This is a genomic window from Nostoc sp. T09 (assembly GCF_002154695.1).
In the GTDB taxonomy this organism is placed as follows: Bacteria; Cyanobacteriota; Cyanobacteriia; order Cyanobacteriales; family Nostocaceae; genus Aulosira.
The window spans coordinates 45,104-57,884 of sequence record NZ_MTAV01000061.1 but is presented as its reverse complement, the minus strand read 5'-3'; the positions used below and the strand labels follow the sequence as shown (position 1 = coordinate 57,884).

The 12,781-nt window shown below is 41.5% G+C and carries 11 protein-coding genes; 1 reads left to right on the top strand and 10 read right to left on the bottom strand.

Translation table 11 applies throughout. The features are described 5' to 3' along the window. Positions 1 to 97 precede the first annotated feature (97 nt). Positions 98 to 1,471 carry a two-component system sensor histidine kinase RppB gene (gene rppB / locus BV372_RS14530; protein ID WP_086687207.1) on the bottom strand — a complete coding sequence of 458 codons (1,374 nt, stop codon included), beginning with the start codon at positions 1,469 to 1,471 and terminating at the stop codon, positions 98 to 100. A 184-nt stretch (positions 1,472 to 1,655) separates the two neighbouring features. On the opposite strand from rppB, the gene BV372_RS14525 reads away from it, so the two are divergent. Further along, entirely contained in the window at positions 1,656 to 2,108 is a 453-nt protein-coding gene (locus tag BV372_RS14525; RefSeq protein ID WP_143845117.1) for a hypothetical protein, read from the top strand. A gap of 190 nt (positions 2,109 to 2,298) precedes the next feature. Here BV372_RS14525 and BV372_RS14520 read toward each other — a convergent pair whose 3' ends face one another. From BV372_RS14520 to BV372_RS14480, 9 genes are all read right to left on the bottom strand, one after another. Further along, positions 2,299 to 2,523, bottom strand: coding sequence for a type II toxin-antitoxin system HicA family toxin (locus BV372_RS14520; protein ID WP_086687205.1), 225 nt, complete (start codon positions 2,521 to 2,523; stop codon positions 2,299 to 2,301). Continuing rightward, on the bottom strand, positions 2,520 to 2,723 hold the full coding sequence (locus BV372_RS14515; RefSeq protein ID WP_086687204.1) for a type II toxin-antitoxin system HicB family antitoxin: 204 nt from the start codon (positions 2,721 to 2,723) through the stop codon (positions 2,520 to 2,522). The genes BV372_RS14520 and BV372_RS14515 overlap by 4 nt, the downstream gene beginning before the upstream one ends. Before the next feature lie 131 nt (positions 2,724 to 2,854). After that, entirely contained in the window at positions 2,855 to 3,559 is a 705-nt protein-coding gene (gene rppA / locus BV372_RS14510) for a two-component system response regulator RppA (RefSeq protein ID WP_086687203.1), read from the bottom strand. Positions 3,560 to 3,570: 11 nt separating this feature from the next. Beyond that, on the bottom strand, positions 3,571 to 4,197 hold the full coding sequence (locus BV372_RS14505; protein ID WP_086687202.1) for a class I SAM-dependent methyltransferase: 627 nt from the start codon (positions 4,195 to 4,197) through the stop codon (positions 3,571 to 3,573). Between the two features lie 184 nt (positions 4,198 to 4,381). Beyond that, complete coding sequence (locus tag BV372_RS14500; RefSeq protein WP_086687201.1) at positions 4,382 to 4,867, bottom strand: hypothetical protein; 486 nt, start codon at positions 4,865 to 4,867, stop codon at positions 4,382 to 4,384. Positions 4,868 to 4,888: 21 nt separating this feature from the next. Further along, positions 4,889 to 7,984 carry an efflux RND transporter permease subunit gene (locus BV372_RS14495; protein WP_086687200.1) on the bottom strand — a complete coding sequence of 1,032 codons (3,096 nt, stop codon included), beginning with the start codon at positions 7,982 to 7,984 and terminating at the stop codon, positions 4,889 to 4,891. Between the two features lie 2 nt (positions 7,985 to 7,986). Then, positions 7,987 to 9,618, bottom strand: coding sequence for an efflux RND transporter periplasmic adaptor subunit (locus BV372_RS14490; protein ID WP_086687199.1), 1,632 nt, complete (start codon positions 9,616 to 9,618; stop codon positions 7,987 to 7,989). Between the two features lie 208 nt (positions 9,619 to 9,826). Next, positions 9,827 to 10,546, bottom strand: a complete 720-nt coding sequence (locus BV372_RS14485) for a DUF305 domain-containing protein (protein WP_086687198.1) — start codon at positions 10,544 to 10,546, stop codon at positions 9,827 to 9,829. A 57-nt stretch (positions 10,547 to 10,603) separates the two neighbouring features. After that, positions 10,604 to 12,634: a serine/threonine-protein kinase gene (locus BV372_RS14480; RefSeq protein WP_086687197.1), complete on the bottom strand. Its 2,031-nt coding sequence runs from the start codon at positions 12,632 to 12,634 to the stop codon at positions 10,604 to 10,606. Positions 12,635 to 12,781: the final 147 nt, after the last annotated feature.

Sequence of the window (12,781 nt, the reverse complement as noted above, 5' to 3'; positions counted from 1 at the left end):
GGAGTTGTCCTTTGTCATTCGTCATTTGTCATTTGTCGTTTCTCCCTCCGGGTTCGCCACTTTGCTTATGCCGGGAAACCCGTCCACCGCAAGTGGCTCACCGTGTCCCCTTGTCTCCCTTTCCCATTTCCCAACTCTGGCGGGGTAATTTAACTGTAAAAGTGCTACCTTTACCTAATTCACTTTGCACATCTAAGCTACCGTGGTGTGCTTGGACAATTGCCCAAGCGATCGCTAATCCTAATCCAGAACCGCCAGTGCTGCGAGAGCGATCGCTATTCACCCGGTAAAAGCGATCAAAAATCCGAGTTAGTTCTGGCTGTGGAATCCCAATACCTGTATCTTGCACCTGAATTCCAGCATAATAATCACTACGGTCTAAGCAAACCGTTACCTTTCCTCCTGATGGTGTGTATTGAATGGCATTGACAATTAAGTTAGAGAATAGACGGTAAAGCTGATCTTGATTGCCGATAACATTCAGCGGATGGGAAACCCGGATTGAAGATGTGAGTGTAATATCGGCTGCGATCGCCAAAGCTGCAAATTCCTCGATTAAGTCGTTGATAATGTCATCCAAGCAGCAAATTTCACGTTGCATTGGTACTGATTGACGATCTAGGCGAGTTAGCAGCAGTAAATCTGTAACCAAAGTTGTAAGTCGCTGATTTTGACGTTGTGTAGTTCGGAGAATTTCCCGCGCTTCTGTTTCATCCAGGTGAGACATCATCAGCGCTGATTCTACTGTCGCTTGAGTTGCGGCTAAAGGAGTTCGCAATTCATGTGCAGCATCGGCTGTAAATTGTTGAACTTGTCTATATGAGCGATAAATCGGCTGCATTGCTAATCCTGCTAACAACCAACTAGCAACACCAACCAAACCCATTACAATTGGTAATCCGAATGCTAAAGTGAGTTTTACCGCCACCAGATAACTCTTATAATCTGCAAGACTTCGCCCTACTTGGATGTAACCCCAATCACGATTTTCTTGGGTGTGCAACACAAAAGAAATTTGATGATAAAAGTTACCTTTACTATCTTTAAGGGTTTGCCAAAGTTCTTTGTTAAAAACTATAGGTAATTCCTTTGGATGGCTACCTGCAATAGCAATTAAGCTTCCTGAATTATCATAAAAACGTACATAGTAATTACTTTGATTGATAGCGCTTAAAATATGACGCTTAGAAATTGATTGTTCTTGAATACAGTTTTTACCAACTACACAAATATTAGGTAAAAGCTGTTGTATAACTGGTTCCAATTGACCAGGTTTTTGTAGTTTCAGTTCAATAGTATCGTGTAAAGTTCCTGCCACAGACTCTAATTCTCGGTCTAATGTCATCCAATGGGTATGAGAGATTGCTCTATAAATGCCAAATCCGCAGCTACTCAAAATTACAGCCATAACAAGCGCATACCACAGCGCCAAATGCAGGCGAGTTTGCTGGAATAGTTTATTTTGATTCATAATCAAACATTTTTGGCAGCTATGCAACTTGAGCCTGTAGAAGAAAATTATAAATCTCAGTAGTCAAGTAGAGCGTTATATGAATTCCGTAGATTTGTGGGAATCCTAGAGGTAATAAGTTGATGGAGATAGTTATATGGATTACACCAGAAATTGCAAGTGCAAAAAATTAACACTACAACAAATGAATATATTAAATCATGTATTTGAGAGAGCCAAAGAGTTTGAGATGCTAGACATCATTGAATATGTTTGGCATGAAGCATCAAAGTTTTACTCATCCCCCAGGGTACACAAGAACTTGAGTGTCAGCTTTTGGGAGAAAGATATAACCCAAGTAGGTAAAAATGGTCAGCCGATTTATGTAGCAGCCTTCTATATGGGATGTGAATCTTATCATGAGAAGTTGCAAATAGATAGTAGCTATGTTTATGTCTCTCTATCAAGTAAAAGCCTTGCCCGTCTCACTGAAAAGACTGAGCCTGATTGTTACGATTTTCTAAAAGAACAAGCAGATAACTTGAACTCTCGACTTTGTAAATGGCCAAGTCTACCTGACTGGCGTTTTCTGCCTCTAACACAGATGGAACAGGCAGCAACTCTTCTTAATGAACTCAATGCGTTTGTAGGCATTTAATGCCAAATTAAAAAAAGAATGTAACAGATGAGTAGGGGCACAATGTTGTTGTGCCCTGGCGAATAATTGATGTGTTGTAAATATTATTTGAATTAGTATAACAATCAATCAATAGAAAAGTAAAAATATTTCATAGACTAACCGCCACTAGTGCAAAGAACAAATGTAAGTTGTAAGTTGCGACTCTTTACTAATCAGTTTTCCACTCAGATTCGGGAATATCTGCACCTATCATGATATTACGCAAAGTCCCAATTGGTAGATTCCGACCTTTGTGATAGGGCACAATTACTTGTAGTTGGCGATCGCCATTTCGCCATTTACGATGGCTACCTTTTTGAGAAATAAGCTCGAATCCGTAGTTTTGTAAAATTCTTTCAACCTCATCCGCATTCATTCGTCGGGTACGAGTCATCCTACCGTAACCTCGCGGGATATTGCTCCTGGTGCTAATTGAATTGGATCGGCTTCCAGATATAATTGAATTGCCTCGCGGATATTTTCTAAAGCTTCTTCTTCCGTATCACCTGCGGATGTACAACCAGGTAATTCAGGACACCAAACAGCCCATTCTCCGGTTTCTTGATCGGGTTCGAGAATTACTCGCCACTTCATAGTAAATATGCTTCCTTGAGATTTATTTTGTAGTTATAGCTATATTTTGAGTGTAACGGCAGGCCGTGTAGGCGTAGCCCGCCGCAGGCATCGCATACCAGTTCCCCTTGGCATTACCTCAAGCATTCAAATTAGGGAATTTCATCGGTAAGGTTCAGACGATATCCCATCCCATGTAAAGTTTCAATCATGTTTTCGCAGCCACTATTAGCTAGTTTGCGACGCAGCAATCGCATTTGAGCAGCTACTACATTACTAACTGGTTCTGCACTCACTTCCCAAAGCTGATTGCGAATTTGTTCTGTGGTCACAATTTGGTTTGGGTGCTTCATAAAATACTCTAGTAACTGAAATTCTTTATTTGTTAGAGGAATTTCCTGTTTTTTTTCCGTAGCATTCTGGCTGACAACTAAATTGTTGCCATAATCTAGAGTTAGGTTGCCAACCGTTAATTCTTCTGGCTGAAATTGGGGCGATCGCCTCTGTAATGCTCGCAATCTTGCTAATAATTCTGCCATGCCAAATGGCTTGACTAAATAATCATCTGCACCTGCATCCAGCCCAGCAACTTTATCTTCCATGCTGTCTTTGGCTGTTAGCATTAACACAGGCAGAGGATTTTTATGATGGCGTAGCCTTTTGCATAATTCTAAACCTGATATTCCTGGTAGCATCCAATCGAAAATAGCTAGAGTATATTGCGTCCAGCTATTTTCTAAATATGCCCATGCATCGTTACCATCTAGTACCCAATCTACCAAGTATTTTTGCTGGGTAAGAGTTCGCTTAATAGCATCACCTAAATCAGCTTCATCTTCTACTAGTAGTACTCGCATAAAAAATCGCCTTAAACCTTGAGGCTGGCTGTGGCTACCATTAATCCCCACACGACACCAAAACGAATTCTGTCCGCATGAGAAAGCACAAAATTTGCATCTCTAAGCAAGCTATGAAATTCCTCTTGGGTGTAACACCGCTTGTGAGCCGGATCAATATATTTAAGAATCAAGTCGCATATTTTACAACTTAAATAATCTCTACACCAATCTAGGATAATAACTTTACCTTTAGGCTTAAGAACACGTCTCATCTCTGTTAATGCAGCAGATGGATTATCAAAGTAATGAAATGAATTTGCACATACGATTACATCAAAACTATTACTGTCGAATGGTAAATTTGATGCACTAGCTCTCTTAAATAATACTTGGGGATAAGCTTTCAATTTATGTTTAGCGATTGCCAGCATCTTTTCGGAAATATCTACCCCAACAATTTGTTGTGATGAATACTCACTCAGCAGTAAACGTTCAAACTCACCTGTACCACAAGCAATATCAAGTACAGTATTTAGTCGTGATATTTCTGCCCAAGTTTTGAGAAAAGAAAGTGTTTTTGCAATATAACTTTTCCAACGTAGATCGTAAACGGCAGCCAATTGGTCATACTGTTTGCGAACTGTAGTTTCAGTCATATTAATTCTTTTAATAAATCCTTGAAATTAGTTAGCCTTTGGTGCTTATAAACTTTATATTACCTAAACTTGGCATAAAGTCTTTAAATTTACTCTTTTGTTTTTATCATATTACAGATGTGGTGGGCAGTGCTCACCCTACTTAAAATTTTTGACTTCTATCTAATTTTCAATTAACTAACAGTTAGCGATTAAAATTAAACCGCCCATCTACTTTTTTATCTTTGATATCTGCATTTATCTTAACCTGATACTGACCAGTTGCAGTTTCTTTTAATAAACCTGTGTAATGCTTATCTTTGGCATCATAGGTAAAGGGAACTGTCTTTTGCGTGCCATCAGGTAACTGCACTTGAGCCGTAACTTTGGCATCAGGTATTGCTTCGTGATTGTCGCCTTTTTGTAGATAGAAATCCATGTGAGTTGTATTAGCTTCTTTCTCTGGAACAAACTCTAAATGGTAAGCGCCGATTTCTACAACTTGACCGCCATGAGATTTACCATGTTGTCCTTCTGTTTTAGCTACAGGTGCTGCTGAAGATTGAGTATTTGCGCTAGAGGTATTTGGATTGTTCTCTGTATTAGCTGCTGGTTGATTGTTAGCACAAGCTCCCAAGAAAATTAACCCGATACTTCCTATAATCATCAAGCTATATTTGAGTGAATTCATAGATTTAATCCTCAATTAAATTCATTGTTTGTGTAGCAAAATTTTGCCAAACTTAGCATATAACGCGGGTATAACTACCAATGTCAATGCTGTAGAGGTAAACAAACCACCTAACACCACTATGGAAAGCGGTTGTAATATTTCCTTACCAGGGCCGCTGTCAGCTATTAAAGGTGCTAATCCCAAAGCTGAGGTAAAAGCTGTCATCAAAATGGCGTTTAGTCTTTCCATTGAACCTTTGATTAAAGTCTCTTTCAAAGGCATTCCTTCCGCAAATTTATTGTTGTAGTTATCTACTAGTAATAAACCATTGCGGGTTGCAACTCCAAACAGTGTAACAAAGCCAACTAAAGAGGCAATAGAGATAATACCGCCAGATAAAGCTACTGAAAATACTCCTCCTACCAATGCCAAAGGTAAGTTAATCATAATCATGGCGGTAGAAGGAATTGATTTCACAGAAATATACATGATAACTGTGATGGCAACAAAGGCGATCGCACTCGATATTAAGATATTTTGAGTAGCTCGTTCTTGCGCCTCAAATTGACCAGCATATTGTATATAGTAACCAGCAGGCGGATGTACTTGTTGATTAACTTTCTCTTGAATTTCATTGACAACAGAGCGCAAATGCCTACCGCTAGTATTAGCAGATACGACAATCAAACGCGAAACGTTTTCCCGGTTAATCGTATTTGGTCCTGTGCCGTTTTCAATTGCAGCAACTTGCGCTAAAGGAATCTTTTGCCCATTTGGAGTATCAACTAATAAATTATGAATTGTATCTAAATTTTGCCGTGCATCTGGTTTTAACCACACAACTAAATCAAAGGTTTGTTGTTTATCTAAGATTTGGGATACTACTTTTCCATTAAGGGCAGTTTCAATAACTTGGGAAATTTTTCCGACTGTTAAACCATAGCGAGAAGCATCTGTGCGATTGAATTTAATTTGTATTTGTTCGATGGGTACTTGAGGTTCAAGTTGTAAATCGACAATGCCATTTACAGTTTTCATTACCTCATTTACTTGACTCCCAATCGTGCGGAGTTGGGCTAAATCGGGGCCGAAAATCTTGACTGCGATCGCACTCCTTACCCCAGATAATACCTCATCCATCCTGTGCGAGATAAAACCACCAATATTTGGCGCTACTCCTAGTAATTTCGCAAATTCCTGACGCAGCTTTTTAATCGCCGACTCCCTATCTTCTAGGGCTTCGCGGCTCAATTCAATATCCAAATGTGCCAAATTCACCCCCGCTGCATCCCCATCACCAGGCGCACGTCCAGAACGCAACTGTACATAAGGAAATCGAGAATCCCCTTTGAGTGCATCTTGAATTGCATATCCTGCTGCATTAGTAGCTTCCAAAGATACACCGGGATAGAGTGTTATGGTATTTACCAAAGTTTGTTCTTGAAACTCTGGTAAAAAGACTCTGCCGAAAGCCGGAGCGATCGCGATCGCTGCTACAGTGCTAGCAGTAGCTAAAGCTAAAATAATTCCCGAACGCCGCAAAGAAAATGTTAACAGTGGATAATACAGCCGCTTAAAAAATCTCGCTACCCAAGGTTCGCTTTCTGGAAGGTGACCGTGGGGTAATAAAATTGCACATAAAGCTGGAGTTATTGTCAGTGCTGTGATACTCGAAGCAATCACCGCTGCCATGTAGCCTAACCCCATTGGGATAAAAATGCTACCTTCTACCCCACCTAAGGCAAACACAGGCGAAAAGACAACAATAGTAATTATCGTTGCTCCAAATACCGAATCGCGTACTTCTTGACAACCTTCAAATACTACATCTAAAACTGGTTTGGGTTTGGGAGAATATTTATTTTCTCGCAGATTTCTATAGACATTTTCGGCATCGACAATTGCATCATCAACTGCTGAACCGATGGCTACGGCTAATCCTCCCAAAGTCATGGTATTTAAACCTTGCCCCAACCAATTGAGGAGAAATATTCCTAGTAGTAAAGATAAAGGAAGAGCAGTTAAACAGATGGCGAGATTACGCCAATTCATTAAAAAAGGAATCAGGATAATCGCAACAATAATACTGCCTTCAATTAAAGCTGCACGGACATTTTCAATCGAAGCATCGATATAATTTTCTTGACGAAATGTCGGGGTAACTTTGATATCCTTGGGTAAGCCCGCTTTAATTTCTGCGTTGGCGTAGCCCATCGTAGATATCGCCTGCTCAATAGCACGGGTAACGGTAGGAGTATCGGCTTGCGGCTGTTTGTTAATCATGACGACGATCGCCTTTTCACCGTTAAAACTGCCATCACCCCGTTTGATAGCTGCACCGATTTGCACATCTGCGACATCGGATATTTTTACTGGTGTACCATTGCGAGCAGTAATTACAGATTGCTGTAATTCCTCTATAGATTCAATTCTGCCAATACCCCGGATTAATTTTTCGCGATCGGGGGTAATTAGATAACCACCAGGAGCATTAATATTAGCCGCAGCCGTTGCTTCTTCGACATCAGCCAAAGTGACATTAAATGCTTTTAATTTCTCTGGTTCAACTAATACTTGATATTGGCGAATATCACCGCCATAAGCTACAACTTGACTCACACCAGGAACAGCCAAAAGCCGATTTGTTACTTGCCAATCAACAAGCCGCCGCACTTCCATTAAAGGAGTTGTTTTGGAAGTAAAGGCATATTGCAATACAGTACCGATAGGGGAACTAGTGGGAGAAATTTGCGGCGTTTCTACCCCTGCTGGTAACTTACTTTGTGCTTGTTGCAATCGCTCTGTTACCAGCTGACGAGCTTGATAAATATCACTTCCCCAATTAAAAATGACTTTGACAACAGAAATTCCGGCTGCTGAAGATGAGCGTACTGCTTGTACCCCAGGAGTACCATTAATTGCACTTTCAATCGGTAAAGTTACCAGAGATTCCAATTCTTCAGGAGCGAGTCCTGGTGCTTCAGTTTGAATTTCTACTTGCGGTGGTGCAAAGCTGGGGAAAACATCCAAAGGCATTTGGATAATCGTGCGAAATATCCCAATCATCAAGATAATTGCACTAAGAACCACTAGCCAACGGCGAGCGATCGCCCACTTAATGATCGCACTAAGCATTGTTATTTCTCAATCCTGATTTCTGAATCCTGATTCGCTAGGTGATGGTTATCAACCCATTCTGGCGATACCTCTACTGGTGCTGTGCTTAGTTGATATTGATGTTTACTGCGACGACTAGCCCAGAAAACACCACCCATAAAAGCTACACCGATAAGTGCAACTCCTCCCCCAACTCCCATCCACAAAGGAATTGAGGAATTAAAAGTTGCTGGTTTCTCCTCTACTCCCATGCTATGCGTCTCTGCTCCACTACTCCCCCGCAGAGATTGTGCGTAAAGTTGCGGTGCGCGTTGTGTAACTATTAAATCACCTTCAAATAAGCCAGTTTTTACCTCAACCATGTCACCAGAAGTTTGACCTAAGGTAACTTCCACAGGCTGATAGGCTTTACCATTTTGCAGATAAACCTGTTTTTTGCCATTTGCTTCTACTACCGCCACGCTGGGGATAGCTAAGATAGCTGCTGATGTTTGGTTTGTCAAAACTTCGAGTTCGGCAAACATTCCCGGTTTGAGCAATCCGCCAGAGTTCTCCAGTTCAGCTTGTACTGGTACAACTCGCGATTCTCCTTCAACAACAGAGCCAATTCGGGTAATTCGTCCCGTGAAAGTACGGTTAGGCACAGCAGCAACTTTAACACTTACCCGTTGACTACTCCTGACTTGATTTAAATCTTTTTCATAAATATTCGCTGTGGCAAAAACCCGGCTGTCATTGACAATGGTCATCAATTTGCCGCCTGTATCCTCAAATGATTGACCGAGGGTAACTTCTCGATCGGCAACCTTACCAGAAATTGGCGATACCACCGTCACCAGTCCTTGAGCATTGGCGCGGGTTCCCAATTGCGAGAGCCGAGTTTGATAGGTGGTATTACTAAGTTGAATTCGTGATTTTGCCACTTGAACTGCTGAAGCCGCACGTTTTAGCTGATTTTCCGCTTCGATAACTTCCCGGCGACTGTTAGCTTTGGTGAGTTCGGCCTTAGCTTCAGCTAGTTGGGTTTGAGATTCGAGGGCTGTGCGTTGTGGTAAAGCGCCAGTATTGGCTAACTGTTTGTCTTTGTTGTACTTTTCTTGAGCAAATGCTACTTGAGTCTGCGCTTGAGCGATTTCAGCTGCGGTGATTTGTAGATAGCGATCGCGGTTTTGTTGCGCTAATTTTAAATCAGCTAATGCTTGTTGCAAATTCGCCTGACCTTCTGCTAGTTTTTCTTGGGAATTAACCCGCAGTTCCACCAAATCAGGGCTAGATACAATGGCTACAGGTTGACCTTTTTTCACTGTAGCGCCTGGTTCCACCAACAACTCCACCACCTTTGCCTGAGAAATTGGGGTATTCACCTCTACTTTTTGGCTGGGTAGAGTTTCAATTTGCCCTGTGGTTTTAATCCCCACAGCTAGCGGCTGACGTTTAACTGGCTCAACTTTAATTCCTAGACGTTTAGCTGTTTGGGCATCAACTTGAATAGGGGTAGCAGTTTGAGTTGCTTCAGTTCCTGCTTGAAATTCATTACCGTGTCCGCCGTGGGCTAAAACTACTGCGGGATTAGCTAATATAAGCAGACTCAGTAGTATGCCAGAAAGAGAACGAATTGCTGTAGGTGATTGGGAACGCAGAGAGTTGGACATCGCTATCAGGAATTTTTCAGTATGGGAGTGTAAACAAAGCTAGCTGTGTTCACCTGATTCCCAGTGTTTCATCTGAAAATGAAATTGGGATGAAATTGAGAAATGCTTTTCTTCTCTGTGTTCTCTGTGCCTCTGTGGTTAAAAGAATTTTTCTGACCACAGAGACACAGAGTCGCAGAGGTAATACAAATATTGTTAATGCATCAGCTTACTTTTTGTACCAAGTTGTTCGCCACTGTTTCATTTGGTTAATCTCAGTATCTTGTGCTTTGATAATTGCTTGAGCTAAGTTCTTAATTTCCGAACGCTGAGACTTTTGCAAAGCATCTTTAGCCATAGTTACAGCTGCTTCATGGTGTGGAATCATGGCATTGATAAAGCGTAGGTCAAATTCTGCATCAGCAGCGCCTAAGTCCATGTTCATCATCATGGCTTGCATTTGCTCAGATGACATCTCCTTCATCTGGCCCTTGAGAGCATCATAAGCCATTGGTTTATCTCCAGCTTTGGGATACCAGGCTGTGCGCCAGCTTTTCATCTGGGTAATTTCTTGGTTCTGTGCTTTGATAATGTCGTCTGCTAGCTTTTTAATTTCTGGGCGTTTTGATTTTTGCTGTGCTTCCTTAGCCATGACAGTCGCGCCCTGATGGTGCGGAATCATCGCATCAATGAAGCGTAAATCATAGTTAGCATCGGCTGGGCCTAAATCCATCGCCATGCTGTGGTTCATACCACTGTGATCTATTCCACCATGCTGGTTGGTCTGTTGTTTGTCGCTAGCATCACGAGTAGTAATGTGGGGTACTGGTTCTTGCGTTCTGGTGTGGTAAGTTTTTGTAGAACAGGCTGTTAACAGACTACTGGAAAAAGAAGCGATCGCTACTAGGGTAAATGCTAAACAACTATTTTTTAGATTAGGGAGTTGCATAAGGGTAAGCTCAATAGTTTTCTGATTACATTCTGAAATGTCCAGTTAACTAGAGAGTCAACCCCTTAAATGCCAAATTTTGATAGTTTTATCTTTACTACCACTAACTAAGGTTTTACCATCGGGACTAAAAGCCACAGCATAAACCTCAGATGAATGCCCTTTAAAAGTTTGTATTGCTTCTCCTGTATTCAGTTGCCAGACTTTCACAGTCTTGTCATCACTACCACTAGCGATATACTCTCCATTGGGGCTAAAGGCGATCGCATTCACATCGGCTGTATGTCCTTCAAAGGTGCGGATGTATTTCCCTGTATTCAGGTTCCATAGTTTAATAGTTTTATCATCGCTGGCGCTGACTAATATCTGGCCATTTGGGCTAATAGCTAAAGCATTGACATCTTGGGAATGACCGCCAATAGTATATATTTCCTTGCCTGTGTTTAGCTGCCAAATCTTGATAGTTCTATCGGCACTAGCACTGGCAATTTTCTCACCGTTGGGGCTGATGGCAACAGACAAAACTTCTCCTGTATGCCCCTTCAAGGTGCGAATTTCTTTTCCTGTGTGGAAATCCCAGATTTTAATACTTTTATCGTAACTGCCACTGACTACAGTTTGACCATCTGAGCTAATGGCCACAGAATTTACTAAACCTTGATGCCCTTTGAGGGTGCGGATTTCTTCTCCGGTGTTGAGATTCCAGAGTTTGATAGTTTTGTCTTGATAACCTGCGATCGCAGTTTGACCATCTGGGCTAATCGCTACAGTATACACCCAGCCAGAATCAGCCTTGAGGGTGCGAGTTACCTGTTTTTGTGTCAGATTCCAGATTTTAACGGTATTGTCATCGCTACCACTAGCTAATATTTCTCCTTGCCCTATCGAAGCTTGGGGTAACGGTATACTAGAGACATTTGTTTGTTTACTTTGGGAAGTATGAGATGAGGGAATCGGGCTAAAAGCCAGGGAATTGACTTCCCCCTCATGTCCAGTCAAGGGCAAACTTTGCCAATTTACATATCCCCCTAATCCTACAAGCAGGATTGCACCCGCCATTAGTAGTTGATATGGCAACAAGATTTTAGGCTTAATCAAGTTGCTAATAGTAGTTGAAGCTGTCTGGCTAATCCCTACAAGCTGTGATTTAACCACACGATCCTGTGGCACAGTTGCTTGTGGTGGTTGGTGCGGCAAATCTTCGAGAACTGCATTCGCTGTCTGATAGCGATGCTCAATATCTTTTTGTAATAGCTTGTCTAAAACTCGGTCTAATTGTGCAGATATTGGATACTTTAAATGTTCTCGCCAGCTTGCTACCCAGCCATAGCCTGCTTCCATATAAAGATGCGATGGATGAATTCCTGTCAACAGCGTAAAGCAAGTTACACCCAAACTGAATAAGTCACTAGCTGGGTAAGCAAAACCATACTTCATTTGTTCTAGTGGTGCGTAGCCATAGGAACCAATGCTTGTACCTGTGTGTTCCGCAGAGTTTACTGTTAATAGCTTGGCGACACCAAAATCAATCAATACTAAATTTCCCCCTGTTCCTTTGGAGTGGGGGATGCGACGCATAATATTATCTGGTTTAATATCGCGGTGAATTACTTGATTTTCATGAACAAAATTTAAAACAGGTAATAATTCGGCTAAAAGTTCCCAAATTTTTGCTTCACTAAAAGTTCCCTGTTGTTGCAACTCCTGTCGTAAACTTTGTCCTTGGATGAACTGCTGTACTAGATACAGGTAGCGATCCTCACTAAAGTAAGCATACAAAGTGGGAATTTGAGGATGCTCTCCTAACTGTTGCAAACGCTGTGCTTCTTCGTGAAACAGTTCAGTTGCTTTATGTAGGGCATTAGTTCCTTGGATTTGCGGCGCTAGCTGCTTGACAACGCAATTTTCCTTGAGCTTATCTTCGTCTTCTGCTAAGAAAGTTCTCCCAAATCCGCCGCCTCCCAGTGGTTGAATAATTCGATAGCGATTTCGCAGCAGGAGTATAAGTTTTATCCCACAACTCTGGCAAAAATTAGTGTCGTGTGGGTTGATGGGTTGATTGCAACTGGGATTGAGGCAGTAGCTCATAGTTAAGTATCTATCAGCCATTGTAATCCATGATAAATACTTCCTGTGCATTTATTCGTATTTGCGATCGCTATTTTATTAAATCTCCCACTCAAGTAGACTGCCGCTAATTTACGAAAATGTTAAATTTAGCAGAGCAATATCCTC